Annotated in this window: 26 protein-coding genes; 19 read left to right on the top strand and 7 right to left on the bottom strand. The window is 49.3% G+C overall.

Annotated elements, in window-relative coordinates:
* Positions 1–129 precede the first annotated feature (129 nt).
* From H6F68_RS09925 to H6F68_RS09940, 4 genes are all read left to right on the top strand, one after another.
* Positions 130–1,188 carry a thiamine phosphate synthase gene (locus tag H6F68_RS09925; RefSeq protein WP_399313486.1) on the top strand — a complete coding sequence of 353 codons (1,059 nt, stop codon included), beginning with the start codon at positions 130–132 and terminating at the stop codon, positions 1,186–1,188.
* Positions 1,181–1,420: a sulfur carrier protein ThiS gene (gene thiS / locus H6F68_RS09930; RefSeq protein WP_199300010.1), complete on the top strand. Its 240-nt coding sequence runs from the start codon at positions 1,181–1,183 to the stop codon at positions 1,418–1,420. The genes H6F68_RS09925 and thiS overlap by 8 nt, the downstream gene beginning before the upstream one ends.
* 333 nt (positions 1,421–1,753) lie before the next feature.
* The gene (locus H6F68_RS09935) at positions 1,754–2,713 is read left to right on the top strand and encodes a DUF1517 domain-containing protein (protein ID WP_399313489.1); all 960 of its coding nucleotides are present in this window, start codon (positions 1,754–1,756) and stop codon (positions 2,711–2,713) included.
* 146 nt (positions 2,714–2,859) lie between these two features.
* A complete protein-coding gene (locus H6F68_RS09940) occupies positions 2,860–3,342 on the top strand; it encodes a methylmalonic aciduria and homocystinuria type D protein (protein WP_242065428.1) in 483 nt (160 codons plus the stop codon).
* 23 nt (positions 3,343–3,365) lie between these two features.
* Here H6F68_RS09940 and H6F68_RS09945 read toward each other — a convergent pair whose 3' ends face one another.
* Entirely contained in the window at positions 3,366–3,737 is a 372-nt protein-coding gene (locus H6F68_RS09945; protein ID WP_190438863.1) for a hypothetical protein, read from the bottom strand.
* 184 nt (positions 3,738–3,921) lie between these two features.
* Here H6F68_RS09945 and H6F68_RS09950 point away from each other — a divergent pair, with 184 nt between their 5' ends.
* The 3 genes from H6F68_RS09950 to H6F68_RS09960 all read left to right on the top strand — a co-directional run bounded on the left by H6F68_RS09950 (position 3,922) and on the right by H6F68_RS09960 (position 5,621).
* Positions 3,922–4,314, top strand: coding sequence for a DUF4112 domain-containing protein (locus H6F68_RS09950; RefSeq protein WP_190558562.1), 393 nt, complete (start codon positions 3,922–3,924; stop codon positions 4,312–4,314).
* A 184-nt stretch (positions 4,315–4,498) separates the two neighbouring features.
* Entirely contained in the window at positions 4,499–4,696 is a 198-nt protein-coding gene (locus tag H6F68_RS09955) for an NblA/ycf18 family protein (protein ID WP_190438859.1), read from the top strand.
* 166 nt (positions 4,697–4,862) lie between these two features.
* Positions 4,863–5,621 (top strand): fatty acid desaturase, encoded by a 759-nt coding sequence (locus H6F68_RS09960; protein ID WP_190558564.1) that lies wholly within the window; start codon positions 4,863–4,865, stop codon positions 5,619–5,621.
* A 120-nt stretch (positions 5,622–5,741) separates the two neighbouring features.
* Here the strand turns inward: H6F68_RS09960 and H6F68_RS09965 are convergent, their stop codons facing one another.
* Positions 5,742–8,675, bottom strand: a complete 2,934-nt coding sequence (locus H6F68_RS09965) for an Ig-like domain-containing protein (RefSeq protein ID WP_190558566.1) — start codon at positions 8,673–8,675, stop codon at positions 5,742–5,744.
* A 127-nt stretch (positions 8,676–8,802) separates the two neighbouring features.
* Between H6F68_RS09965 and H6F68_RS09970 the strand changes: the two genes are divergently transcribed.
* The 3 genes from H6F68_RS09970 to H6F68_RS09980 are packed head-to-tail and all read left to right on the top strand — an operon-like array spanning position 8,803 to position 10,402.
* Positions 8,803–9,297 (top strand): pentapeptide repeat-containing protein, encoded by a 495-nt coding sequence (locus tag H6F68_RS09970; RefSeq protein ID WP_190558568.1) that lies wholly within the window; start codon positions 8,803–8,805, stop codon positions 9,295–9,297.
* 44 nt (positions 9,298–9,341) lie between these two features.
* Positions 9,342–9,959, top strand: a complete 618-nt coding sequence (locus H6F68_RS09975; protein WP_190558569.1) for an HD domain-containing protein — start codon at positions 9,342–9,344, stop codon at positions 9,957–9,959.
* Positions 9,960–9,976: 17 nt separating this feature from the next.
* Entirely contained in the window at positions 9,977–10,402 is a 426-nt protein-coding gene (locus tag H6F68_RS09980) for a thioesterase family protein (RefSeq protein WP_190558570.1), read from the top strand.
* On the opposite strand, the gene H6F68_RS09985 is transcribed toward H6F68_RS09980, so the two are convergent.
* The 4 genes from H6F68_RS09985 to H6F68_RS10000 form a co-directional block, all read right to left on the bottom strand.
* The gene (locus H6F68_RS09985) at positions 10,371–11,825 is read right to left on the bottom strand and encodes a 2-succinylbenzoate--CoA ligase (RefSeq protein ID WP_190558572.1); all 1,455 of its coding nucleotides are present in this window, start codon (positions 11,823–11,825) and stop codon (positions 10,371–10,373) included. The genes H6F68_RS09980 and H6F68_RS09985 overlap by 32 nt on opposite strands.
* A complete protein-coding gene (locus tag H6F68_RS09990) occupies positions 11,810–12,799 on the bottom strand; it encodes an o-succinylbenzoate synthase (protein WP_190558574.1) in 990 nt (329 codons plus the stop codon). The genes H6F68_RS09985 and H6F68_RS09990 overlap by 16 nt, the downstream gene beginning before the upstream one ends.
* 3 nt (positions 12,800–12,802) lie before the next feature.
* Positions 12,803–13,705: a 2-carboxy-1,4-naphthoquinone phytyltransferase gene (gene menA / locus H6F68_RS09995; RefSeq protein ID WP_190558576.1), complete on the bottom strand. Its 903-nt coding sequence runs from the start codon at positions 13,703–13,705 to the stop codon at positions 12,803–12,805.
* A 129-nt stretch (positions 13,706–13,834) separates the two neighbouring features.
* Complete coding sequence (locus H6F68_RS10000) at positions 13,835–15,157, bottom strand: sodium:proton antiporter (RefSeq protein ID WP_190558577.1); 1,323 nt, start codon at positions 15,155–15,157, stop codon at positions 13,835–13,837.
* 308 nt (positions 15,158–15,465) lie between these two features.
* Here H6F68_RS10000 and H6F68_RS10005 point away from each other — a divergent pair, with 308 nt between their 5' ends.
* From H6F68_RS10005 to H6F68_RS10025, 5 genes are all read left to right on the top strand, one after another.
* A complete protein-coding gene (locus H6F68_RS10005) occupies positions 15,466–16,911 on the top strand; it encodes an isochorismate synthase MenF (protein WP_190558578.1) in 1,446 nt (481 codons plus the stop codon).
* 268 nt (positions 16,912–17,179) lie between these two features.
* Positions 17,180–18,922, top strand: a complete 1,743-nt coding sequence (gene menD, locus H6F68_RS10010; RefSeq protein WP_190558579.1) for a 2-succinyl-5-enolpyruvyl-6-hydroxy-3-cyclohexene-1-carboxylic-acid synthase — start codon at positions 17,180–17,182, stop codon at positions 18,920–18,922.
* A gap of 52 nt (positions 18,923–18,974) precedes the next feature.
* Positions 18,975–19,571 carry a TerB family tellurite resistance protein gene (locus tag H6F68_RS10015; RefSeq protein WP_190558580.1) on the top strand — a complete coding sequence of 199 codons (597 nt, stop codon included), beginning with the start codon at positions 18,975–18,977 and terminating at the stop codon, positions 19,569–19,571.
* A gap of 105 nt (positions 19,572–19,676) precedes the next feature.
* Positions 19,677–20,510, top strand: coding sequence for a 1,4-dihydroxy-2-naphthoyl-CoA synthase (gene menB, locus H6F68_RS10020; protein WP_190558581.1), 834 nt, complete (start codon positions 19,677–19,679; stop codon positions 20,508–20,510).
* 78 nt (positions 20,511–20,588) lie between these two features.
* A complete protein-coding gene (locus H6F68_RS10025) occupies positions 20,589–20,933 on the top strand; it encodes a hypothetical protein (protein ID WP_190558582.1) in 345 nt (114 codons plus the stop codon).
* A 556-nt stretch (positions 20,934–21,489) separates the two neighbouring features.
* On the opposite strand, the gene H6F68_RS10030 is transcribed toward H6F68_RS10025, so the two are convergent.
* Positions 21,490–22,065 (bottom strand): DUF721 domain-containing protein, encoded by a 576-nt coding sequence (locus H6F68_RS10030; protein ID WP_190558583.1) that lies wholly within the window; start codon positions 22,063–22,065, stop codon positions 21,490–21,492.
* 299 nt (positions 22,066–22,364) lie between these two features.
* Here H6F68_RS10030 and H6F68_RS10035 point away from each other — a divergent pair, with 299 nt between their 5' ends.
* From H6F68_RS10035 to H6F68_RS10050, 4 genes are all read left to right on the top strand, one after another.
* Positions 22,365–23,837 (top strand): hypothetical protein, encoded by a 1,473-nt coding sequence (locus H6F68_RS10035; RefSeq protein WP_190558585.1) that lies wholly within the window; start codon positions 22,365–22,367, stop codon positions 23,835–23,837.
* A gap of 144 nt (positions 23,838–23,981) precedes the next feature.
* Positions 23,982–24,701, top strand: a complete 720-nt coding sequence (locus H6F68_RS10040; protein ID WP_190552347.1) for a PspA/IM30 family protein — start codon at positions 23,982–23,984, stop codon at positions 24,699–24,701.
* Positions 24,702–24,751: 50 nt separating this feature from the next.
* Positions 24,752–25,060 (top strand): 2TM domain-containing protein, encoded by a 309-nt coding sequence (locus tag H6F68_RS10045; RefSeq protein ID WP_190438798.1) that lies wholly within the window; start codon positions 24,752–24,754, stop codon positions 25,058–25,060.
* A gap of 97 nt (positions 25,061–25,157) precedes the next feature.
* Positions 25,158–25,466, top strand: coding sequence for a DUF3181 family protein (locus H6F68_RS10050; RefSeq protein ID WP_190558587.1), 309 nt, complete (start codon positions 25,158–25,160; stop codon positions 25,464–25,466).
* Positions 25,467–25,522: the final 56 nt, after the last annotated feature.

Consider the following 25,522-nt stretch of genomic DNA (forward strand, 5'->3'; position numbering starts at 1 on the left):
GTTCCAGCAAACACCCGACTTCTCCGGGCGAGAAATTTTTATCTAGGAAGGGGGAATCTGGCGCTAGGATGAAACATGAATGGGAATGGGGTTGTTCTAATGGGCGATAGACCTACCGGGAGTAAACTCGTGCAGCCCGCACTCTACCGCATTCTAGATGCCAATCTGGATCGGGCTCGTGAAGGCTTGAGGATCGTCGAAGAATGGTGTCGATTTGGCCTCAACAGCGCACCGCTGACTGACGAGTGCAAGCAAATGCGGCAGGAATTGGCGCGTTGGCATGATCCAGAACTGCGAGCGGCTCGCGATACACCAGGCGATCCAGGCACAGAACTCACTCACCCGCAAGAAGAGCAGCGCTCTAGCATTGAGCAAGTTTTGCAGGTTAACTTGTGCCGTGTTGAAGAAGCCCTTCGGGTGCTGGAAGAATACGGCAAGATTTACACCCCAGAAATGGGCATGGCCTGTAAGCAAATGCGCTATCGCGTCTATACCCTAGAAAGTAATCTGCTGGTACCTCAACGGCAGCAACTCCTAGAGCGATCGCACCTCTACCTCGTCACTTCTCCCGCCGAGAATCTATTTGCCACGGTGGAAGCAGCCCTCCAAGGCGGCTTGTCTCTGGTGCAGTACCGCGACAAAACCGCAGACGACAATGTGCGCTTCAGTAATGCCAAAAAACTGCGACAAATTTGCCAAGATTACAACGCTCTATTCATCGTTAATGACCGAGTAGACTTAGCGCTGGCTGTGGATGCCGATGGTGTGCATTTAGGTCAACAAGATATGGCGATCGCCACGGCGCGACAACTGTTAGGCCCGCATCGGTTGATTGGTCGCTCTACCACCAACCCAAACGAAATGCGGCAGGCAATTCAAGAAGGGGCTGACTATATTGGCGTGGGGCCAGTTTATGAAACGCCAACCAAAGCAGGTAAAGCCGCCGCAGGTCTGGAGTATGTCCGCTATGCCAAAGAACATGCCACAGTGCCTTGGTTTGTAATTGGTGGCGTTGACACGAATAATATTCATGATGTTCTAGCCGCTGGCGCAGAGCGGGTCGCAGTGGTGCGAGCCATTATGCAAGCCGATCAGCCTACCTTAATTACGCAATATTTCATCTCTCAGCTCCACCGAATTCAAACGATTCGCGCCTACGAAGAACGCATTGCCAAGCCTCATGTCTGATCCGTCTGGTCTGTCCAATTTGTCTGATGCCATTACGGTGCAAGTGAACGGTGAACCCCAAACTTGTTCCCGCTCTATCCTTCTACCAAATTTGTTAGAACAACTCGGACTCAACCCACGTTTGATTGCCGTTGAGTATAACGGTGAGATTCTGCATCGGCAGTTTTGGGCAGATACCCAAGTCCAAGAAGGCGATCGCCTGGAGATTGTCACCATTGTGGGCGGCGGTTAGCGATCGCTGTTCTAACTAGGCGCGATACCTAGGCAGCTTGAGTACGGATAACTCCCTCCAGACTGATGACCTACCCCCGGAGTAAGACAGTACAGTATAGGTGTGCCCTAGGTTTACGGCTCTTGACAAAGGGTGAGCCGCCTCAAGCCGAGTTCTAAAACTTGCAGGCAGGTGGTTGTCCACCAGTATCATGAACTGGTTAAAAACATTCCGAATTGAAATTTTGAATTGAAGTTTGGAATTAGCCGGAGCCGATTGTTTTTTCGTCAGCTTGGATAGGCACGCCTTATGCGTAATAAACTTTTTTCTGTAATCAAACCCTTTTTAAAGTCCGTGCTTCTGGTTGGCCTAGTGCTGACTCTGGCACTGAGTAATGCCGATGGTGCGTTGGCAGCTCGTAGTGGTGGACGCATTGGCGGTGGTTCATTCAGAGCCCCCAGTCGTGGCCCCACTTACTCTGCTCCCCGTAGCTATACGCCTGGCCCTGGTGGTTATGGCGGTGGATATGGATACGGTGGTGGCGGTGGATTTTCTCCTCTCTTCTTTATTCCGTTCCTAGGTGGTACGGGTGGCTTAAGTGGCCTGTTTGGTATCTTGATCTTCTTTGCGATCGCCAACTTCCTCGTCAGCACATTCCGCCGAGTCGGTGCGGGCGCAGATGGCGAAAGCCTAGACTATGATGCTTCCTCCAGCAACCCTGCTGTGTCAGTCGCGAAGCTGCAAGTAGGTCTGTTGGCCGAAGCTCGAACTCTGCAAGCTGACCTGAACCGCATTGCTGAAGCTGCGGATACTAGCTCTTCGGAAGGGTTGGTTCAAGTCCTGCAAGAAGCCTCTCTTGCCTTGCTGCGTCACCCAGAGTACTGGATCTACGCTGGGTCCGAAAGTCAGCAAACTCGTCTAAGCGCGGCTGAAGCTCAGTTTAATCGCTTAGCTTTAGCAGAGCGCAGTAAGTTTGGCGAGGAAACTCTGACCAACTTCAACACTCGTCGGCAACTGAAGTCAGCCAATGACACATCTGCCCTGACTGTTGCTGAACCCGGTGGTGCATTGACTAACACCAGTCAAGCTCCCAGTGAATACATTGTGGTGACCATCCTGGTCGGGACGCAAGGTAAATGGCAGTTCCCAGCCATCAACAACACCGAAGATTTGCGACGGGCACTTAGCCAGATTGGTGCTATCCCTAGCGAACAATTGCTAGCAGTGGAGATTCTATGGACTCCTCAAGCTGAGGATGACACTCTGACCACAGACGACATGATAGCGGAGTATCCCAACCTCAAACTCGTCTAGTCACAATTCTACTTTCGCTCAAACCCTTCTCCCCCACGCTGGTTATTCACTGGGGGAGTTGCCGTTTAAATTGAATTTTAGATTGGAAGGGACGGCGGTTAGAGTGGAGAAGCGATCGCTCCTCACATTCCATCCCCAGCATGCGAATGCAATATTCAGTTCATTCGCCCACTCAATTTATCCAGACTTACGCTGACCAATTGCTGCCCGATTGGTCGCAGCCGATTTTGTCGATTTTGGTCGTGCTACAACAATGCTCTAGCTTGATGCTGAGCCGAACTCTGGCAACAGAAACCCAAAAGCGCCAGGGACGTGAACAGTTTTTGCAGTTTGGGCATCAAGTTGCGCTGGAACTTGAATCCTTGGGGCATTTGGCAGATCTTTTTGATCCAGCAACAGGTTGGCCCCTGCGATCGCCTCCCGGTCGGCTGCACTTGGATGATGTTGCGGTGGTGCGGGCAGCATTGCAATATCCCACAATGGCTCAAGGCGACTGTACTTTAGTCATTCATCCGGATTGGGAGAGTGCTGTCTATCCCTCTGTGCTCGTCTCATCTGCACCTCTCAGCTTGCTAGAAACAGTAGCTGCCCAGGTGAGCGATCGCTATCTACTGGATCTGCATCATTAGATTGAAGACCACGAACGAGACGGTTAAGAAACTAGACCGGAGATAGCCGCTTCAAGCGGAAAGTCAGCCTGTGGGGTTTTATGGCTGGCATACCACCACTCTTGCTCTACAGGGGATAGTTTGACGGAGTAGAGCGTGATTTCAATTGTTTTTCCAGAGCAACCTTGACCTAAAATCTCAACTGCATAGGAAGGGTGAGTTTTGGTGGCTAAATCAGGCACGTAGCGTTTGCCAATCCTGCGCCAGCTCGGTTCTTTGCCCCGCCATTCCAGCCGACAACAAGGCCAAGGTAATTGCTCGCGGTCAAACAAACGACAGCAAGGACCCACAATCCGGTAGCAGAAGTGACCACCGGGACTATAAAGAATTTCGCCAGATTGCAAGAGATCAGACACAGTGTGATTGTCTCATAGTTCGCACTGAGACTGAAGCAGGGAGAGCGATCGCCGTTTTGGTGCAGCCTACCCAATTGCATATTCAGCCATCCTCAACTCAGTCACGAGGACGAGGCAGTAGCCCTGTTTGCATTCTCTCTCCTGATACAAGCGATCGCCTGGCACCTTTGAGACGATCAAAGGTATGAACAACACTGAACGTCTCCTCACACTTAATCGTATCCGTAAGCTCAGCCGCTTGATGGACACCGCCATTCGAATTCCGGGTATCGGTTTCCGAATTGGTCTAGACCCGATTATGGGGCTAATTCCAGGGGCAGGAGATCTTGTAAGCACTGCCTTCTCGGCTTACATCATTTTTCTGGCAGCTCGATTTAGTTTGCCTTCTCCTGTGTTGTACCGCATGGTTTTCAACATCGGCTTGGAGGCAGTAGTGGGTTCTATACCGCTGATTGGTGATTTGTTCGATGCTTTTTATAAATCGAACATCCGAAATCTGGCTCTGCTAGAACAACACCTACAAGTGGTAGATCCAGAACTAGAGGAAGTGGCAACAGTCACGCCCCTACCTCGCTAGAGGTCTAAGCTTGGCCGCTTTGTGCCCTACCTGTACCTGGAGTTGTAAAGAGGTGACTCTACAGAAGATAGAAACCGTTTTCTAAATAATTTGTTATCTTTGTTTACATAGGTTTACAAAATTTACTTCAAAGCTTTTTTCTCACTGTTACTCTCTCTTGGTTTTACTTGGCAAGGAGCCCGTTATGAATTCCCCCGCCCAATTATCTTTAGAACAAGAATTCAGTCTTAGAAGTTTCGCAGATCAAGTCCAACTCATGTCCCGTGAACAAGCTCAGGAGTTTCTAGTCAGCTTGTATGAGCAAATGATGCTGCGAGAAAAGATGTACCAAGAATTTCTGAAGCATGAGTGGGGCTTAGACACTCCAGAGAACTGGGTTTAATCTCCCAAATGGCTAAGAGCGCTGATGCACTATGACACTCTGCAAAGTCAGCGCTCTTGCTAGCAGTTTGATACAGCGGCTTTTGATGATCGGTTTGCGGTACGGCAGCGAACCTGATTGAATCGGATCGCTGTTTAGCGATCGCCCGAATTTTTGATTGGATATTATGCAAAATTTAGATATTAGATTAAAGGAATCATCTTCGATTTCTATAGCTTCTTATGCAGGAATTTTAATCGCTGCTACTATTACTAGCCTATGGTTAGGAAGCTTAATATGGTGTTTCACGATTGATATTTCTAGTTTACAAATTTTTGGTTTAATTCCAGTTATTCTAATTAGAACTTTTTTGCATACTGGGCTGTTCATTACAGCTCATGACGCAATGCACGGAACTATTTCCAAAAACCGCAAAATTAACGAGGGTATTGGCACCGTAGTTTCTGCCCTTTATGCCCTCCTGCCCTATCAAGATCTTTTAGCTAACCATCGTTTACATCATCGCGCTCCAGCCACCAACCGCGATCCAGACTTTTACGATCAGGAGCCTCAAAGCATTGCGGCTTGGTACTTTCACTTTATGAAAAGCTACCTGTCAGGCAAGCAAAGTTGGATTTTGCTAATTGGCATGAGCATTGTTTTTTACAGTTTGCTGTTTGGGTTTCAAGTTCCCCTAGCTAATGTGTTGTTATTTTGGTTGTTGCCACTTCTTTTAAGCTCCTGGCAACTCTTTTACTTTGGGATTTATCTACCCCACCGTGAGCCTTCAGCAGGATACACTAATCGCCATCGGGCAACTAGCATCAATTGTTCAAGTGTTTGGTCATTTCTTAGCTGCTATCACTTTGGCTATCACTGGGAACATCACGAGCATCCAGATGTCCCTTGGTATGGTTTGGCCGCAGTCCGAAAAAGCTTAGATTAAGCGGGTCAAAGTGAGGTAATGCTGATAACAGTCGTTACGAACGCAAAAGAGGGGACAAACTTTTCCCGTTGTCCCCTCTTTTACTAGCTAATTACAATTCCAGACTTGTTTTTAGCAGAACTAAGCAAATAGGAACTGGCCTCCATCGTTTGAAAGCAGATTTATATTAACGTCGGCTGCTGCAAAGCCTGCTGTTTCTGCTAACGTCACTAGTAAAGCACCTTTGCCGAAACCTGCGTTGTTGCTGATGCCATCACTGAGCCGTAGTTGTGTTCCGTTGCCAGATTTGACGACATCAACCGCAGCAATGCCGCTAAAGAAGATGACGTCTCCGCCTGCCCCTCTCCGGAACTGCTTCACTGTATCGCTGCCATCACCATTGGTATAAAAAATGGTGTTAGAGAAGCCATCATTGGTTAGGGCGATCGCGTCATTCCCAGCACCACCAATGAGAGTATCGCTGCCAGCCCCATCATTCAGCGTGTCAGTGCCAGCGCCACCGGAGATGTAGTCGTTGCCAAAGCCATCACTGAGGGTATCGTTGCCATCGCCGCCATACAAGGAGTCGCTACTGATAGTGCCAGTGATATTGAGACGCTCGATGTTGCTAAAGCTGATGGAGTTGTAGCCATTGGCGCTGTAGCCAGAGTAATAGCCACCACCATTGGAGTAGTTGTAGCCATACATGTAGCTGAGAGAGGAGTAATCGATGTGGAGCAGATCATCGCCTGCTCCACCATCCACAGTGTCTGCTCCTAAGCCCGCATTAATGTTGTCGTTGCCACTACCTGTGTTAATCGTATTGTTGCGGTAACGACTGTAGTTGATAGTGTCATTACCACCACCTGTAGTGAGCCCATCGAAAAACTCGATATTGGTGATAACAGTGCCATTGGCTAGCTTAAGTTCCTTACTGATGCTGCCAGTATCTCCAAAAGTGAGATTCTTAGTGGCAGTTGAGAAGTCAGCATCGTTCAAAGCATCTTCACCAGCACCACCATCAATCTTGTCAGCGCCGCCACCCCCACTAATCACATCGTTACCAGCCCCACCATTGAGGACATCACTGCCACTACCACCCCTAAAAATGTCATTATTGGCAGTTCCAGTGACGTTCAAGTGCTCGATGTTGCTGAAGTTGATGCTGCTGTAGCTATCGGTTCCATACCCCAAAAAGTAGCCAGCGCTAGGGCTGTAGTAGTCAAAACCTCCAGACATGGAGTTGAGGGCGGAGTAGTCAATGACTAAGGTGTCTTCCCCTTCGCCGCCATCGACATAGTCGTATCCTAAGCCAGAGTTGATTTTGTCGTTACCAGCCCCTGTGTTGATGGTGTTGTTACGTTGACGGCTGAAGTTGATGGTGTCGTTGCCGCTGCCTGTAGTCAAGCCATCAATGAACTCGACATTGGTAGCCACTGTTCCGTTGGCTAAAGTGATATTGCCTGCGATCGCAGTTGCATCACTAAAGCTGAGTCCAGTGGTATTCGCAGAGAAATCTGCATCTCCTAATCCATCTTCACCTGCGCCACCATCAATGAGGTCTGCACCGCCGCCGCCACTAATCACATCATTACCAGCCCCGCCGTTGAGAACATCGCTGCCACTACCACCACCAAAAATGTCATTGTTGGCAGTACCGGATACACGGAGATGCTCGATATTGCTAAAGCTGATGTTGCTAGATCCATTAGCCCCATAGCCATAGTAGTAGCCACTGCCACTGCCATAGACGGAGGGGTAGCCGCCATACATATAGTCGAGGGAGGAGTAGTCAAGGACGAGTGTGTCCTCTCCTTCACCCCCATCCACGTAGTCTTGCCCCAGACCAGAGTTAATGGTGTCGTTGCCGTCACCTGTGTTGACGGTGTTGTTACGCTGACGGCTGAAGCTGATGGTGTCGTTGCCACTACCTGTAGTCAGCCCATCTAAAAACTCAACGTTCTTAACGGTAGTGCCGTTTGTGAAAGTGAAATCGGAACTGATGGGGTTGACATCATTGAAGGTGAGGTTAGTTGTGTTGGTGGAGAAATCTGCGTCCTTTAGAGCATCCTCGCCAGCACCGCCATCAATTGTATCGATGCCTCCATCGCTAAAAATCAAGTCGTCACCAGCCCCACCATTGAGTACATCGTCACCGTAGCTACCAAAAATCGAGTCATTATTGGCAGTTCCTGTGATGTTGAAACGTTCAATGTTGCTAAAGCTGATGTTGCTGTAGCCATTGCCACCGTAGCTATAGCCATAGTAGTAGCCACTGCCATTGCCATAGACGGAGGGGTAGCTATACATATAGTCGAGGGCGGAGTAGTCAATGACTAAGGTGTCTTTCCCTTCGCCACCATCGACATAGTCGTATCCTAAGCCAGGGTTAACTGTGTCATTACCGCCATAACCGTAAATAGTGTCGTCGCCGTTAGTACCTAATAGTGTGTCATCGCTGGGTGTGCCATTGATGCTGCCCAATCCCCCAGTAGAGCCACTACCAACTGAAATGGTGACACTTGCTTGGCTGGTGCCTCCGTTGCCATCGCTAATGATATAGCTAAAGCTGTCAGCACCAGTAAAGCCAGAATTGGGGGTGTAGAGAAAGTCTCCACTAGCATTTTGAGTCAGCGTGCCGTGAGCAGCGTCAGTGAAGTTAATAATGGTGAGAACATTACCCTCAGCATCAAAATCATTGGCAAGAACCGAGAGACTGATGGCTGTGTTCTCGTTAGTTGTGAAAGTGTCATCACTGGCGATTGGTGCGTCATCGATAGGGCTAACGGTGATCGCCACCGTAGCGCTCTCAGTACCTGTACCCGAATCGACTACGTAGGTATAGCTGTCACTGCCATTGAAGTTAGCGTTTGGGGTGTAGGTGAAGGTTCCATCTCCATTACTTGAAACCGAGCCGTTGGTGGCTTGGCTAAAGTTAACAATAGTGAGCAAGCTACCATCGGTACTGCTGTCATTGCCAAGTACATTAATTGATACGACTGTATCTTCGTTGACGGTGACTGCGTCGTTATTGATAGGCATGGGATCGTTCTTGCTCTCGTAAAGGTCTGACATGAGTAACTACATTTCCTAGATAGAAAATTTCGTATTTAGTGCCTCAGTAATATCCGTACTAAACCAGTAAATTTGCGACCAGTGCAAAATGATGAGAAAAGCCGATCGCGAGATTTTGAGGAAGCCTATGCTGCCAACTACCACATCAGATTTGTTAGCCTTCTCTAGCCGTTTTCTGGAGCAAGAAGCAGGCGATCGCCTGCAAATCCTGAAACAGTTGGGGTTGGCTCGCTACGCCGACTTCATGTTGCTGATGCCCAACACTAATGCCAATGTTGCTTGTGTAATGCGCTTTTTTGCTGACCCTAGCCGAGTTAAGTTTCCTGATTTGCGTGGTGTGGAGCTAGCAGGTTTGACATTAGATGGAGCGAATTTGATTCGAGCGAATCTAACAGGAGCGAAACTGAACGGTAGTAGCCTGGTGAAAGCTGACTTGATTTACGCTCAGTTGCAAGATGCTGATTTAAGAAATGCGGACCTGCGAGGGGCGACCCTCAACAAAACCAGTTGGGCTGGAGCTTGGGTGGAAGGTTGCCGCCTGGGTGTAGGAGTCGGTTTAACGGATAACCAGCGGCAAGATTTACAAGAGCGAGGCGCTTTGTTGGAGTTTTGGTTGAAGTAACTGAGGCGTGGTAGAAACCTGGTTAGAACTGATTAGGGTTTGCTGTGCTATCCAACCGACTCACTCAACAAATTGCCTTTATTGTCGAAATTGACAAACTAAAGCAAATTTTGCGGCAGACGTTGCTCACCAACGCTTCGCGGCAGGAAAATAGCGCAGAACATTCCTGGCATATTGCCTTGATGGCGATCGTGCTGGCTGAGTACGCGCCCGCAGGCGTGAATCTATTACACGCTGTCAAATTGCTGTTGCTGCACGATTTAGTCGAGATTGATGCAGGTGATACGTTTTGCTACGACTTCAACGGTAACCAAAGCAAAGCGGAGCGGGAACTGGCGGCTGCCGATCGCCTGTTTGGACTGTTGCCTCCAGACCAAGGAACTGAGTTGCGATCGCTCTGGGAAGAATTTGAAGCACAAGTGACTCCAGAAGCTAAGTTTGCGGCTGCCCTCGATCGCCTCCAACCGATTCTAAACAATCAGCAAACTGGGGGAGCTTCTTGGAAAAAGCATGGCATTAGAGCAGATCAAGTGTTGTGGCGGATGCAGCCTGTTTATGAAGGAGCACCGGAGTTGTGGCCCTTAGTAGAGCAAATTGTGGCGGATTGTGTGGCGGCAGGTTATCTACAACAAGCTCCACAAGCTGAGTCTGTTAGCACTTAATTAGAACTAGAAAATCAATGCCTTTTATCTATTCTCGAACCATTCGCTTTCAAGACACTGATGCGGCGGGTGTAGTCTACTTTGCCAATGTGTTGGCGATGTGTCATGAAGCCTATGAAGCTTCTTTGGTAGCCTCAGGAATTAATTTGAAAGAGTTTTTCAGTAATCCTGCGATCGCCATTCCCATCACCCATGCAGAAGTTGATTTTTTTCGACCCATGTTTTGCGGTGATCAAGAATTGATTCATCTGACACCAACATTAATTTCAGAGCAAGAATTCAGAATTGATTACCAAATTTTTGCGGAAGGCTCCAGCGATCGCCCGTTAAGCCGAGCGCATACTCGTCATGTTTGTATTAATCCAACAATTAGAAAGCGGGAAGATCTACCAGAAATGATGCAGGAATGGCTCAAGCAGTGGAGCGATTCTGAAGCCAATTGAGGGCGATCGCTTGGGCTTGCTCGTAGTTGATTTTGCCTTGGAGATTTCGCGGTAAATGCTCGATTGAAATCCAATATTTAGGCTGTTTAAATTTGCTTAATCGTGCTTGCAAATGATCGCTTAAATTAATTGAAGTAGTTTGATAGGCAGGGACGTAAAGGGCTGTTACAACTTGCCCCCAGTGAGCATCTGGAAGGCCAATTACACAAACATCAGTCACTAAGTTGGTCGCTCGAATCGCTGCTTCCACTTCGGCGGGAAAAACATTCTCGCCCCCCGTAATAATCTTGTGGCTGCTGCGACCGATGATGTGCAAATAACCTTGCTGGTCGAGATAGCCCAAGTCATCGGGTTGAAACTGAGGTTGCTCAAACAGTTGCGGATAATAGCCCAGCGTCAATGACTCAGCTTGAATCCTGACGTGGCCGACCTGACCGGGTAGCAGCAATTCTCCAGACTCCCTGTGGATACTGACGTTGCCGTGGGGTAAAACTCGACCACTATTTTGATGACCTGCCAAAAAATCTTCTGGGTGGAGGGTGGCGATTTGGGAGGCGGTTTCGGTCATGCCGTAAGTGGGGGCTAGACGAATGCGATCGCGTCTCGCAGTTTCTAGCAGATCATTCCAAGCGGGCGCTCCACCAAGGAGAACCGTGTGAAACTGGGCCAACCAATGGCTTGATTCTTGCCTTTCTAGCAAACGCTGTAACTGAGTTGGCACCAGAGAAATGAAAAATTGAGTTAGGTCAATCGAGCTATAATCTCCTGCCTCTAATTGTTTGAAGGGCTGCACTACCAATTTCCCATCTGACACAAAAGAGCGTAGAAATTGCATCAAACCGCTGACGTGGTAAATCGGCAAGACACAGTAAGAATTAATTTTCTGCACCTCAAAATATTGCTGGCAACCCCGCACTGAAGCCAGCAGCGTTGACCAAGTGTGGATAGCAAAGCGAATTCGCCCAGATGACCCCCCTGTCGGAATCATGATCCAACCCGAGTGGTTTGAACCTGGCTCCCCTAGCCCCCCACACTTGGGGGGAACTTGAGCAAAGTCCTCTAATACTGAGGGGGCCAAAGTATTTGAGGGAAGAGCTAAAGAGTCACGATCGCCCCAAATTAAATCCGGTGTCACTAAATCTAATACTTGCTGCCATTCCGCCTGGACCCAATTGGGGTTGCACAAAAACACAGGGCATTGAACAGCACAAGCAGCGAGGAATCCTGCCAGAAATCGCTCTGACGATCGCTCGGCTAAAAAGATTTTAGGAGTGGTTTCTTGGCGGATGAGTTGAGTGAGTTCTTGGAATAAATGCTGAGCCAGATCAGGGAGTTTGACTTGGTCAACACCAATTAACCAGTCAGTTTGCGATCGCATCTGTAAATGCTGCAAAAGCAGGCCAGAAGCTAGGGGCTGTTCCATAACTGCTCAAAATCTGAAAGTTGGTCCCAACCATCGCTGAACCAGTGCGTCACACCAAAGCCAGCGGCGCGATCGCGTGAAGTGAGTTCTGCTGCCAAGCTTAAACCTACATCTCGACCAATAGCTGTCTCAAAAACTGAGGAAAAAACTGCATCAATTTGGTGCGTTTGACAAAATTGTCGCAACTGGGAGGGAAACCCCGCGATCGCAGGTTTAATCACGAAAATGCCTCGCCAACCTTTCGCATAGCAAGTTTTGAGTTGAGCCAGAGTGGCAACTGATTCATCCAAGGCTAGGGGAGTAGAGTACTGTTGGCTCAGTTCCAACATGGTCTGAAACTGGCTGACGGACAGCGGTTGCTCTAAAAATTCAATGCCTAACTGGTCACAAACTTGTAAGTAAGCGATCGCCGTCTCTAGGGTCAAACCTGCATTGGCATCCAGTCGTAAACGAGCCTGGGGTGGAAGAGATTGGCACAATGTCTGCAAAATTTCCAGTTCCTCTTGCACGGCTGCGACTCCCACTTTCCACTTAAAAGTGTAGAAACCCTGCTGCCAAAGCGATCGCCAAGCCTCTACTGCGTCCGGGCCAGTGGGAAGCAAAGCACTGTAGGGAATTTCGGATTTTGGATTTCGGATTTTGGCTGCGACGTTGTTTAAGTTTAAGGCTAACCAAGCAGATTCAAGGCCAAACTGACAAGCTGGCAAGGTGGATGGAATGGCTGAGACGTGTCCAGCAGTAATTTCAGAAGGAAGTTGCTGGCAGAAAGCTAATGCTTGCTCGAAGGTTTCGGAACCAAACCAAGCCAAAGGTGAAATCTCCCCAAAACCAACCTGGCCCGTCTCGTCAGTTAGGCGCAGCAGAATTCCGGTTCTAACATTCCATAACCCGTGGCTAGTTTTCAAAGGCTGGCGAAATAGGCGCTGATAGGCTCGGAACTCAAATTGGTAGGGATGGATTTGGGTGGCAAGCATCCTTCAGAGTACAAATCCCAATCCCAACAATAATCCGCTCCAAAAATGGAGAGCCACAGCGATAAATTTGCAGTTGCTTACCTTGTCTGCTTGGTTGTGATAAGCCTGCACATGCCGACTCAGTTGAATGGCAAAAGGCAAGCTAGCAAAGATCAGCAATGTTCTAATTGGAAACAGACCTAAAAGGATAAATAGGAGCGTTAAGGCGTAGATAAAGCCGCAAAACCAAGGAATTAGTTGTGCTCCTCTAGCAGTACCGAGACGGACGATGGGCGATCGCTTACCCGCAGCCAAATCATCTTTTACTTGATGAAAATGGGAGCAAAATAAAATCAAGCTGGTAGTAACACCAATAATGGTCGAGGCAATCAAACTAGTACTCGACCAAGATTGAGTTTGGCTGTAATAGGCGGCAGAAACGGCTAAAGGCCCAAAGCAGACAAAGCAAATAATTTCTCCTACACCTTGATAACCCAACCGAAAGGGTGGGCCTTGATAGGTGTAGCCCAACGCGCAACCTAGCAACACAATGGCTAAAAGAGTGAAGTCTTGTTGCCACCAAGCGATCGCAGAACTACCTAAAATTCCTAAAGCTAAGAAAGCATTTCCGAGCCAGAAAATTAGAGATTTGTTGCCTGTAAGATTGACTAAAGAATGATGTTTATTGGCGTCAATTCCTGTTTCCGAATCGAACACATCATTGCTCAAATTCATCCAGGCGAGAATGAAGATTGAAGCCAATAAATAGGTGATAAATATTACAATGTTAATGACTTTGGTTTCAGCAAAGGCAACCGCCGTTCCCACCCAAACTGGCATAACAGCAACACTGTACATGGGAGGTTTGATTGCCGCGAACCACAGCTTATTGGCTGAGTTTGATGGCGCAACAGATTTAGTAGTCATTCCACAGAATTGGTATGTTGCCAGAAGCCCATTCAAACTGTAACCGCACCCCTGCGATCGCAATCTCTGCGTAGGATGTCTCCTCCAGTCAAAAAGGCTCCCGTAACATAGCCTACAGGAACCTCAGGCTTATTGGCTCGAAGACGGGGAAGTCGTTTCTTCGGCTTCCAAAATGTCGCTAATACTCTCGTCGTGCCATTTCATCAACGGAGTCGAGCTGATGCCATGTAATATCACAGAAATCACGACAGTTAGGTAAGTAATCCAACCGATCATTTCACCTGTTTCACCTTCCAAGCCCTTACCGTAAGCGTAAGCGAGGTAATACAAGGAACCAACGCCCCGGATACCAAACCAACCTAACAGCCAACGAGTGGTGGGACGAAAGCGTTCGCGGAAATTTCGTCTCGAACCTTTAGGCACTAGGCTGGTATATTTTTCCCCGATGGTGCTGATCCAAGCGCCAATAGGGCGTACGACAAAAATTAACGCTCCCGCCACTAAAAGGGCTTCGTCAATAAAGCGCAGAATTGGCTCGATGCGTAGCAGTGACCCTAGCAGCAAAATCACGCCAACTTCCGCCAGTTTCTCTAGCCGCTCAATGAAACTCAGTTGGGAACGCGGTTTCTCAGGATTGCGATAACTGCGTTGGGCTACCACTCCAGCGACAAAAACTGCCAGAAATCCGTAGCCATTAACCATTTCTGTGAGGGCGTAGGTCAAGAGAATGGTACTGATGGCTGTAAAGTCTTCAAAGAGTTCGTCTACCTTCCGGTAGTTCTGGATTTTCTGATCAACCCAAGCCACTGCTTTGGCAACCACAATTCCCATCACCAGTCCTGCTGCGATCGCCCACAGCAAGTCTATAGCCACCCAATTTTTGAACCAGCTCTCCCAGTTGCTGTCTTCAATCCAGTGGAGCCCAAAATAGACAAAAGGAAAGGCTAGCGCGTCATTTAAGCCACCTTCAGACGTTAAACCGAAGCGTAGCTCGTTACGGTCATCTCGGTCAGATAGTTGCACTTCTGAAGCGAGTACGGGGTCGGTCGGAGCTAGGATGGCACCCAAGAGAATGGCCTCGCCCCAGTTGAGCTTGAGAAACCAGTGACCCAACAGGGCGATCGCGGCAATAGAGATCGGCATCAGAAAGCCAATCAGCCGCGCTGTAGAACTCCAAGCCCACAGTTTGAGCGGACGATTCATCTTCAAGCCGCAGCTATACAGCGAGATCAGCACGACAAACTCAGTTGCTCGTTCTAAAAACTCAGCCTCAGGCCGCAGCTTAACTAAGTTGATGCCTCCAGGCCCCAGCAAAATACCAACAGCTAAGTAAATCAAGGCATAGGAGAGAGGCAAACGGTTGATCCAGCTCGAACCTAAAGTGATCAACAGCAGAAGTAAGCCAAGAACTAGAAAACTAAGAATGTAAGTATCCACAAACCAAGAGCTCATAAGACTTTGAGACGCCTTTTGAGTGTAGTGGTCTGACGTTCCGGCCCACTCACCCTAGAGTCAGTTCTTTGGGCAGTTTAGCTACCCTAGAAGGATGAATTAGGTTCACCTGTAAACTTTTCTGGCTGACCCTAGAACTCACGCCCTGATTAATGAGAACTTGAGAGAGGGCGGGGTATGGAGGCGGAATTGGTCTGCCGAGCGCTGCGGTGCTTAGATGGAAAGAAGAGGTTACGACCTCGGGCATACCACGCTTGCTGATCACGATTTAGGAACTCAATTTCAAAAAAATTGCTATCTTCGCTTTCATGCCAGTCACACCATACCGGACTAATCTATTTCAAGATCGTAAGGATCTCTATCAATTTCTTTTAGCTTGTCAACAAGTTTCAATTGAGAAAAAATGCACCCAAATCGCAAGTATTTCTCTGGAAATTGACCCAATAGATCCGCTAGCTGTACTGCATTGCTTAAGCAAGCCAAGTCAACTTAGTTTTTACTTTGAGAAACGAGGGCAAGACGAACGAGTTGGAGAGTCTAGCCGTCGAGCGATCGCCGCGATCGGTGCGGTTTCTAGCCTGAAGGTAGAAGGCTCTCAACGATTTGCTCAAGCTCAAGATTTCATTGAATCCTGTTTAATTAACACTATTAAAACAGGTGATTTGAGTTTGCCGCTCTCGGGGCCACATTTCTTCGGTGGCTTTACCTTTTTTGAAGAGACTCCAACTAAAGAGGCTTACTTTCCTAACTCAACTCTTTTTTTACCTCGCTGGCAAGTTGCCTGCCAGGCTAACCGCTATGTGTTAGTAGCTAATTTTGCTATTGATGCTAGTGCCAACTTGGAATCCTTGCTCGATCGGGCGTGGGGTGACTTCCAAAAAATTACTGCAATTAAATATCGAGTCCCCGAGGTCAACTTTCAGGGTCGAGGAATCTTTGATCAACGAGACATTACAGATACAAAATATTTCAAGCTAGCTGTCTTATCTGCTCTAGAAGCGATTGAGTCAAAACAGTTTAATAAAATAGTTTTGGCTCATGCAATTGATGTTATTTCACCGACTCTATTTCATGTGATTCACTCTTTGAGCAATCTGCGACGCTTTTATCCAGATTGTTATGTGTTTTGTTTAAGTAATGGCAAGGGACAAAACTTTGTTGGTGCTAGTCCTGAGCGTTTACTGAGTATTCAAGATCAAGAGCTGTTGACCGATGCCTTGGCAGGTTCTTTTCCCAGGGGTAAAACTGCCTTGGAAGATGCCAATCTAGCGAGAGGATTACTCAATAGTGAAAAGGAGATCCGGGAACACCAAGTGGTGATTGACTTTTTGACCCAATCTCTCTCTCGTTTGGGCTTAATGCCCAGGCGATCGCTTTCTCCGCATTTGTTACAGCTATCGAATATTCAGCATTTACGCACACCGATTCGAGCCACGGTGCCAGCAGATGTGTCGCTGCTCCAAATTTTGGCTGAACTGCATCCAACTCCGGCGGTGGCGGGGGCACCTAGGGATATTGCTTGCCAGCGAATCCGCAGCTATGAAGCGTTTGAGCGATCGCTCTATGCAGCTCCTTTGGGTTGGCTAGATCACAAGGGGAATGGGGAGTTTATAGTAGGAATCCGCTCGGCATTGGTGAATGGTTGCTCTGCAAGGCTTTATGCGGGGGCAGGGATTGTCGCGGGGTCTGATCCGGAGAAGGAGTTGACGGAGATTAAGCTGAAGTTGCAGGCGTTGTTGCAAGCGTTGGTTTAGTTCTAGGAATCAAGAGCTTGGGGGCACTCGCCCCCAAACCCCCGCTGAGGGACGGTTGCGTCCCCCAGACCCCCTCCAGACGAATCTAACTGTGAGTGCGTCGAGTCTTTTTTTTTCTCACTCCTCACTCCTCTCTCCCTACCCCTCACTTTCTGCCTCTTGGCTCCCAACTCCTCTCTCCTTCCCTTTCATCCTTCCTCTTCATCTTTCTGATTCCTCCCTCCTCCTTTCCCAACCCCTCACCCCTCACTCTTCACCCCTCTTTGTCATGTCCATTGATTTCCGCAATACAAATTCTGTTTGGGCTTCTATTCTGGCGGAAACTTTGGTTCGTTTAGGGTTAAGAATGGCGGTGGTTTGTCCGGGGTCTCGGTCTACGCCGTTGGCGATCGCGTTTGCTCAGCACCTTGAAGTTGAGGCGATTCCGGTGCTGGATGAGCGATCGGCGGCGTTCTTTGCTTTGGGCTTGGCGCGGCAGTCGGGGCTACCTGTAGTGTTGGTATGTACGTCGGGGACGGCGGGGGCGAATTTTTATCCAGCGGTAATTGAGGCGCGGCAAAGTCGGGTGCCGTTGTTGGTGTTAACCGCGGATCGGCCTCCAGAGTTGCGCGACTGCAATGCGGGGCAGGCAATCGATCAGCAAAAGTTGTTTGGGGATTTTCCCAACTGGTATGCGGAGTTGGCAACGCCTGTTTTGGAGATGGGGTTGCTCAGGTATCTACGCCAAACGATGATTTACGCTTGGGAGCGATCGCTTTGGCCTGTGGCGGGTCCGGTGCATCTCAATTTGCCGTTGCGTGACCCGTTGGCTCCGATTCCTGATCCGAGGGTGGAGGAGTGGCGATCGCAGCTTGACTTGGCTCAGTTTTTTGCAACGGTGCAGCCTTTGACGGAGGTTGATACGGCTGGGGTAAGCAATATTCAGTTGCCGTTGGCGACTTGGCAAGCTTGTGAGCGGGGGGTGATTATTGCGGGGCCTGCTCAGCCGCGATCGCCGTTGCAGTACTGCACAGCGGTGGCGCAACTGTCGGCGGCGTTGGGTTGGCCTGTGCTGGCGGAAGGGTTGTCACCACTGAGAAATTATGCAGACCTCAACCCTGATCTGATTTCTACCTATGATTTGTTGCTGCGAAATCGGCAGTTAGCAGAGCAATTGGCCCCGGAAATGGTGATTCGGATTGGGGAAATGCCGACTAGTAAGGAACTACGGCTCTGGCTGGAGCGGGTGCAGCCGCAGCAGTGGATTGTTGATCCGGGCGATCGCAATTTAGATCCGCTGCATGGCTACACCACTCATTTACGGCTGGCGATCGAGCAGTTGGTTCCGCTGTTGCCGCCTACGTCCCAGTCATCAAGTAGTTATTTCAAAGATTGGTGTAGTGCTGAAGGGAAGGTGCGGCAAAAGCTAGACCAAACGATGTCAGATACAGAAGCGTGGTTTGAGGGCAAAGTCGCTTGGTTGTTGTCTCAGCAGTTGCCCCCTGGTACACCTTTGTTTATTGCCAATAGCATGCCTGTCCGGGATGTGGAGTTTTTCTGGAAACCAGGCAATACGGCAATCAAACCTCACTTTAATCGGGGAGCGAATGGGATTGATGGCACATTGTCTACAGCTCTGGGTATGGTGCACGGCAATCAAAGTAGCGTCCTGTTGACGGGAGACTTGGCACTACTCCACGACACCAATGGATTTTTACTCAGAAACAAGCTGGTAGGACATTTGACCATTATTGTGATCAACAACAATGGCGGTGGCATTTTCGAGATGCTGCCAATCGCCCAATTTGAGCAGGTGTTTGAAGAATTCTTCGCAACACCGCAAGCAGTTGATTTCGTGCCACTCTGCCAAGCCTATGGAGTGGAGTATGAACTGATTCAAACCTGGCCCCAGCTAGTAGAGCGTTTGAACCCCCTCCCTCAAAACGGCATCCGAGTGCTGGAGGTGCGGACCGATCGCAAGGTAGACAGTGCTTGGCGGCGGGCTAACTTAGCAAAATTTGCCGCTGATTGACAAAACTGAGCACCCCGGCTTTACTCTTGAAGGCGAACAACGGTTCTCAGGCATGGATCAATCACAAATCAGCGCTGAAACTCTAGAGCTTCTCTGCCGCATCACGGGCCAAGAGTTGCAGCAGGACGAATTAAATCCCCTGCTAGTGTTTCTGGCGGCTCTGGTCACGGTGCTCCTAGGCGTCATGCTAGTGGATCGGGCGATCGCGGATGCCGAGAAGCAAGAGTTGCAGCAGACACTCAGCTCGTTTCTGACGTTGGATGACCAAACCCATGAGCTGACACAACAACTGATCGCTGGGGTGCAGCGGCATCAGATTTATATCATTCCGAATGAGCTACTCAAGCTCACGATGCTACTTTCCAAGTCTGAAAAAGTGTTGCTAATCGGCTTGGGCTACAAGATGGCCGCAGCAGATGGTGAAGTAGACTTGCGAGAGAGTATGTATTTGCAGGCGATCGCCAGCCGTTTGTCACTGTCTACTTCTGAGGTGGCGGTTTTAGCAAATGGCTATTCGTTGGAACCTGACGACCTAGAAGCCTTAAACACTATTAAAGATTTGCTGGTTCCAGAACAATTTCAACTGCCGCTCCTAGTTGATATTGCCAAGCAATTTTCCACTAGCCTATCGGTATCTTCGCAGACCTGACTTGTCAGAGTCCGTTCGTGGAATTGCTCTAAAATGGCACCACTGAGCCTAGGCCATTTCTTCCGGGTAAGAGATGGCCTAATTGTTTACACTCACGCACAGACTATGCAAGTTGAATGGCAAGTTGCCAAAACCTACGAAGACATCCTTTACCACAAAGCGGATGGCATCGCCAAAATCACCATCAACCGCCCCCACAAGCGCAACGCCTTTCGCCCCAAAACGGTATTTGAGCTTTATGATGCCTTTGCCAATGCCCGTGAAGATAGCCGCATTGGGGTCGTTCTCTTCACCGGGGCGGGGCCGCATACGGATGGCAAATATGCCTTCTGTGCTGGAGGCGACCAAAGTGTGCGGGGTCAAGGCGGTTACGTAGATGATGAAGGGGTGCCTCGGCTCAACGTTCTTGACTTGCAGCGTCTGATCCGTTCCATGCCCAAAGTAGTCATTGCTTTAGTGGCGGGTTACGCGATCGGAGGCGGGCATGTTCTCCACATTCTTTGCGACCTAACGATCGCCGCAGACAATGCTGTTTTTGGCCAAACTGGCCCCAAGGTCGGCAGCTTTGACGGCGGATTTGGCGCTAGCTACTTAGCTCGGTTGGTGGGGCAAAAAAAAGCCCGCGAGATTTGGTACCTCTGCCGTCAATACAATGCGGCCCAGGCATTAGAAATGGGGTTAGTCAACTGCGTGGTGCCTGTGGAGCAGTTGGAAGCAGAGGGCATCCAATGGGCACAGGAGATTCTCGAAAAAAGTCCGATCGCGATTCGTTGCCTCAAAGCTGCCTTTAATGCCGACTGTGACGGCCAAGCGGGCTTACAAGAATTAGCTGGGAATGCCACCTTGCTCTACTACATGACGGAAGAAGGAGCAGAAGGTAAAGAGGCGTTCTTAGAAAAGCGTCAACCTAACTTCCGCCAGTACCCTTGGTTGCCTTGAGACGAGCCGTGGCCTAACCTCTAAAACTCAACCACCTAAAAAACCGCACTTCTGAAATAAGAGTGCGGTTTCAAATTTTTGTCTGTAATTGTAGCCATTTCACCAAAACTTCAATCTCAACTCAGCGAAATGAGGATGCATTTAGCTTCAAGCTCAAATCTAAAAACGAAATTACTTCAGTATTTTTACAGAGCCGATTTAGAGAAGAGAGGGGATTATTTGGCCAGCGATCGCACTGCTAAATCATCTTTTCTTTCTGAGAAATTAATTGGAGAACAATCCAATGAGATCACATCTCCTAGAATTAATGTACTTTCTGACCAATTCATAATCTCTTCAGACTTCTCCCAAGAGGGTGCAAACGGGGGGATCGCCAGGGAACAAGCTTTCCAACTGCCTCGAACAGGTACATTTAGCTGCTGACAAGAGCCGCCGCGTCGTCCTTCGGGAGTGTAATACCGACAGTGACGACATGCTGAAGTTTCGAGGTTTATGGTTCTCATAGAAGGATTTTTTAGGAGGTAACCTGTTGTCTTTAATTTTTAAGCTAAAGTTTTTTTGAGAGTGTTGATTCGGGAACCTGCGATCGCTTTTGCACCTGGTTTTCAGCGATTCATGATAAAAAAGGTCTTTTAGATTGTCTTTATAATCCTGTTAAAAACCGGATACATTTACAGTAGTTTTGATTCTGGTTCGACCACGCTGATTTCTCTCAAAAGTAATTGGGGATCAAGAGAAAAGATAGAAAATTACATTTAAATCAGTTTAGGGCTCGAGCAAAGTCAAGGAACTTGAATTGCTGTTTGAGTCTGTAAATTCAGCCATTTGACAGGTGCAACGCCGCATCATAGGACTTAGAGCCTTAGTAATTCGTCTGGGTGAGAACGCCAAAGATAGGAGTGAGTTGGTTGCCCCCTGCTTAGTCATACCCAGATGCAGAGCTGAATTCCCAATCTACACAAGCTATAACCGTGACGAATTACCCTCGCCATTGTTGCGCGACACAAAGGGCACAAACAGTCCAGCGCTGCAACTCTCCCGGTGGAGTTGCGCAGTGGCAACGAGGGCAGGCAGGTAAATGCTGCGATCGCTGTTGCACTAACGCTGACCAAGCTTGAAACGCGGTTTGAGGGTCTTTGGGCGCTGGTGCCTGAGCGGGAGGTGATTGATTGGGTGCCTGAGGGCTAGCTACATGGCTAGGATGGTCTTGCCAAGGGTTGGCTTCTGGCCCAGAAGTGGCAGCAGAATTTTCTTTCCGGCTGCTGTGCCACTGAGCGGTAGAAAAACGAATATCAGTGAGTTCGATGGTTAGCCGAGTATTGAGCTTTTCTAGAATCCGTTGCCGCTCAAAAATCAAGTTTTGAGCCCAGGCAGGGCTAGAAGTGGCTACCTTTAGCACGCCTCGCTGAATTGCAACTGGTTTTGTTTGGCTGGCAACCGCTAGTCCTACGACTTCTGGCCAATAGGCCAACAAGCGCTTGAACTGCTGTCGCTCTTGCCATCCCCCTTGATTTTCAAAGCTGCCTAAAACATGATGAAGGGATTCAAAAGCCATGCTGCCGATCTCGGTAAAAAATCGTATACCCTTTTCTAAAGGTTCTCTACTTTAGGATCAGAATCAACAGCAGTACTATACGATGCATCTACTAATTCGCCCTCATCCCTCACCCACGTCTATTTAGTTTAGGGTTGATCTGTGTAAGACCCGCTTGCGTCTGAGTGAGGATTAAAGCTAGGCTTTGACCGAAACAATTTAGGGCGGATTGCGAAAGTTTATGGCTGTCCTGGATGGCGTAGGTTGAGGGACACCCACTTGGAAATTTTGTGGTTAGTCAAGATGGTAGGAATCCTGTAATGAGTCAACGCCCCTCGGTTGAATCCCCAAATCAATCTCAGCCAAACCAATCCTTACATTCGGTGTTGCAAACGGCCTTGGGCAGTTTAGACGTGCACCTAGAAGAGGAATTGGTTCGCTATCGGCGTCAGCGAACAGGTCGCTCTGTGCCACCGCCTCGTGGTCTAGGTCGCCAGCAAGCCCGGAAGACCTTGGATTTAATTTCTGTGGGCGCAGTAGGGGGTAGAACTCAGCCTCAGCCGATGAATTCGGGAGTTGCCACCAGTACTGATACCACTACTGCCAGCCCATCCACTACGGCACCAATTACACCACCTGTTGAACCTAGAGCCTGGTCACCCAGTCAGGAACCGCGCTCGGAATCATCGTTTAGTTCTGCTCGTAGCCACTCTGCTTCCCAACTAGCAGTGCTACCTCGCGTCCCAGAATCAGAAGCACCAACCGCTGCCTATGCGGAAGCTAATAGTTCTGAAACTAACACCTTGATCAGCATGGCTGCTACTCAAATGCCGCCAGATGATTACCTGGAGTCGTCCGAGGAACTTTTACGCAGCTTGGCCGAAGAAGAGGCAGAAGCCAGAGTTGAGCGGGGCTTTATGCAAAGCCTACTCACCCCGCTAGGTTTAGGCTCAATGCTGCTGCTTTTGCTGTCTAGCGCCACCTTGGGTTACGTGTTGATGAATCCTTCGGTGCTGCGTCCCATAGGTATAGGGCGATCGCCTAATGCCACGTCATCCACTACAACCACTAACTCTACGAGTGTCACGCCCAATAGTGCAGCAGTGGGCTTGCCTAACTCACCCAATCTGGCCTCGAAAGAATTTGTCGATTTGAACTTGGGTACCTTGAGCACGCTGAAGGCCAATACAGGAGCTGGAAAGGTAAGCGCTACCCCTGGCAAGTCGGTTGCTGTGCCTAAAGTGAAAGCAGTTCCAAGTGCTAACATCGGGCCTGCTGCTGGAAGAACTACTACACCTGCACCAGCTACCCAAGCTGCGGCTCCTCGCGCTGCGGCTCCCTACGTGGTGCAGCCAGTGGCACCCCCTCTATCGATCGCACCTCCCCCTCCACCCGCTGCAATTTATAACCAACCTGTTTACAACCCGCCTGCCGCCGAGCCGCCCGTTGAACGATATGCACCTGCTCCAGAGCCTCCGAGAGTAGAGCCTGCCCCTGTAGTGGTTGCTCCAGAGCCTCCAGCTCCGCGATCGCGAGCGGCTGAACCGGAAGCGGAGAGCGCTGCTAGCTCAGCTCCGGCGGGTAACAGTGCCTACGACTATAAGGTGGTGACTGAATACAGTGGTGATGCGACGTTGGAGGAAGCTCAAAAGGCCATTCCGGATGCTTATGTGAAGAACTTCCCAGATGGTGCCCGCATTCAATTGGGAGCCTTTGATGAGGCTGGCAAAGCGGAAGCCTTAGCAGAAGAACTCGAAAAACAAGGGATTCCCGCTAAGGTAGAGCAGCACTAATCTCCTGCTTTCGGCTCGCATACGAACCGGAAAGGTGCGATACCATGAGGTTAATATTCCGCTGGGGTCGTTGAAACTGCGTTTTTGTAGCTGATGCGTTAGCGGCCCACAAAGCCTGTCGTAGCAACGTGGACGGAGATCGGTATGGGCTTATTGGACCGCATTGGGCGGGTAATTCGAGCCAACATCAACAGCTTAGTTGGGCAAGCAGAAGATCCAGAAAAGATTCTGGAGCAAACGGTCTTGGATATGCAGGAAGACCTGATTCATCTGCGACAAGCTGTTGCTCAAGCGATCGCCACTCAGAAGCGCACAGAACGACAATGTGCTCAAGCGCAATCCACCTCTAATGAGTGGTATCAACGAGCGCAACTCGCTTTGCAAAAAGGTGATGATCATTTAGCACGGGAGGCTTTGACCCGTCGTAAGTCTTATCAGGAAACTGCCGAAGCTTTGCGATCGCAGCTAGACCAGCAAAGTGGCATTGTCACCAAGCTGAAGCAAAATATGTTGACCTTGGAAAGCAAAATTTCTGAGGCCAAAACTAAAAAGGACTTATATATCGCTCGTGCTCGCTCTGCAAAAGCTTCTCAGCAGATTAATGACATGCTGGGTCGCGTGGGAACGGGTAGCGCTATGTCTGCGTTTGAGCGGATGGAAGAAAAGGTACTGCAACTAGAAGCCCAGTCAGAGGCGATTGCAGAACTAGGCACCGATGACCTAGAAAAGAAATTTGCGTCTTTAGAAGGCGGCGACGCCGTAGATGACGAGTTGGCTGCAATGAAAGCTCAACTACTCAGCGGTACAGACAACACTGTCAAACTCCCACCCTCTCAGTCCCAGTCCCAGTCATCCAGCGCTTAATCGATTACAATAGCCACTCTGACGCTTAATCACTTACTAAAGGGTTTTCTATGCCGCCTCGTTGGCCTCGTCAACCAGATCGTCGCGATCCTGCTTATCGCCGTCTGGATGATCGGATGAATTTTGCCATGCACGTAGCAGTTTTTGGTGCGACCAATTCTGGCATGTGGTTTGTGCGCACGCTAGAAGCTGCCACTTGGCCTTGGTCTAAGTGGGTCACGGGAGCGTGGGCTGTAGGACTGCTAGTGCATCTAATTTATATTGCTGCGATCGCAGATTACTCTGGCTACAACCCTCAATTTTCTGCTGGAACTCCTGCCGATTCTAAAAAAACGAGTGCGAAGTCTACCAAACCATAGAGCGAAGTTGTCTGGGCGATCGCTTGATTAGAATGGGGGCAGAATCTGGCTAAATTAGCTGGTTTAGCCCCCATTTTGCATTTAGGAAATCATTATCATGGCAAAAACCAATACAACCGAGCTTTTAGAAGCCCTCGCCGCTGATATTGGCGAAAATGTCTACATGGATATTGCCAAGTGGCACCTCTACTTAAGCGATGCTCACCTCAGCACTCCCTTGGCAGAGGAACTCTATCCTTTGCTCACCTCCAGTTCAGTGAATGAAAACCGAGTGCAGCAAATCCTCAGCAGCATGTCAGTTAAGCTGGGCGGTGGCCGCCGTGAAGTGCCTCTGCTCGATCTCCTGCCCATGCAGTGCCAAGTCACGCTCATGGACCTCCTAGAAAAGTACCAAGATCGGCTTTAGGTCTAAAAAGTGAAGGGCACCTAGCGTGCCCTTTGTCGTGAGTTATGGTCTGTTGC

It is taken from the genome of Trichocoleus sp. FACHB-262 (assembly GCF_014696035.1).
GTDB lineage: Bacteria > Cyanobacteriota > Cyanobacteriia > FACHB-46 > FACHB-46 > Trichocoleus.

Bases quoted from the DNA above. Each gene is read 5' to 3' on its own strand.
- H6F68_RS09950 (WP_190558562.1), top strand. From the start codon at position 3,922: ATGAACAACACTGAACGTCTCCTCACACTTAATCGTATCCGTAAGCTC.
- menA (WP_190558576.1), bottom strand. From the start codon at position 13,705: ATGACTACTAAATCTGTTGCGCCATCAAACTCAGCCAATAAGCTGTGG.
- H6F68_RS10040 (WP_190552347.1), top strand. From the start codon at position 23,982: ATGGGCTTATTGGACCGCATTGGGCGGGTAATTCGAGCCAACATCAAC.
- H6F68_RS10035 (WP_190558585.1), top strand. From the start codon at position 22,365: ATGAGTCAACGCCCCTCGGTTGAATCCCCAAATCAATCTCAGCCAAAC.
- H6F68_RS10015 (WP_190558580.1), top strand. From the start codon at position 18,975: ATGGATCAATCACAAATCAGCGCTGAAACTCTAGAGCTTCTCTGCCGC.
- H6F68_RS09960 (WP_190558564.1), top strand. From the start codon at position 4,863: ATGCAAAATTTAGATATTAGATTAAAGGAATCATCTTCGATTTCTATA.
- H6F68_RS09955 (WP_190438859.1), top strand. From the start codon at position 4,499: ATGAATTCCCCCGCCCAATTATCTTTAGAACAAGAATTCAGTCTTAGA.
- H6F68_RS09985 (WP_190558572.1), bottom strand. From the start codon at position 11,825: ATGGAACAGCCCCTAGCTTCTGGCCTGCTTTTGCAGCATTTACAGATG.
- H6F68_RS09980 (WP_190558570.1), top strand. From the start codon at position 9,977: ATGCCTTTTATCTATTCTCGAACCATTCGCTTTCAAGACACTGATGCG.
- H6F68_RS09940 (WP_242065428.1), top strand. From the start codon at position 2,860: ATGCAATATTCAGTTCATTCGCCCACTCAATTTATCCAGACTTACGCT.
- menD (WP_190558579.1), top strand. From the start codon at position 17,180: ATGTCCATTGATTTCCGCAATACAAATTCTGTTTGGGCTTCTATTCTG.
- menB (WP_190558581.1), top strand. From the start codon at position 19,677: ATGCAAGTTGAATGGCAAGTTGCCAAAACCTACGAAGACATCCTTTAC.
- H6F68_RS10005 (WP_190558578.1), top strand. From the start codon at position 15,466: ATGCCAGTCACACCATACCGGACTAATCTATTTCAAGATCGTAAGGAT.
- H6F68_RS09965 (WP_190558566.1), bottom strand. From the start codon at position 8,675: ATGTCAGACCTTTACGAGAGCAAGAACGATCCCATGCCTATCAATAAC.
- H6F68_RS10030 (WP_190558583.1), bottom strand. From the start codon at position 22,065: ATGGCTTTTGAATCCCTTCATCATGTTTTAGGCAGCTTTGAAAATCAA.
- thiS (WP_199300010.1), top strand. From the start codon at position 1,181: ATGTCTGATCCGTCTGGTCTGTCCAATTTGTCTGATGCCATTACGGTG.
- H6F68_RS09990 (WP_190558574.1), bottom strand. From the start codon at position 12,799: ATGCTTGCCACCCAAATCCATCCCTACCAATTTGAGTTCCGAGCCTAT.
- H6F68_RS09970 (WP_190558568.1), top strand. From the start codon at position 8,803: ATGCTGCCAACTACCACATCAGATTTGTTAGCCTTCTCTAGCCGTTTT.
- H6F68_RS10000 (WP_190558577.1), bottom strand. From the start codon at position 15,157: ATGAGCTCTTGGTTTGTGGATACTTACATTCTTAGTTTTCTAGTTCTT.
- H6F68_RS10050 (WP_190558587.1), top strand. From the start codon at position 25,158: ATGGCAAAAACCAATACAACCGAGCTTTTAGAAGCCCTCGCCGCTGAT.
- H6F68_RS10045 (WP_190438798.1), top strand. From the start codon at position 24,752: ATGCCGCCTCGTTGGCCTCGTCAACCAGATCGTCGCGATCCTGCTTAT.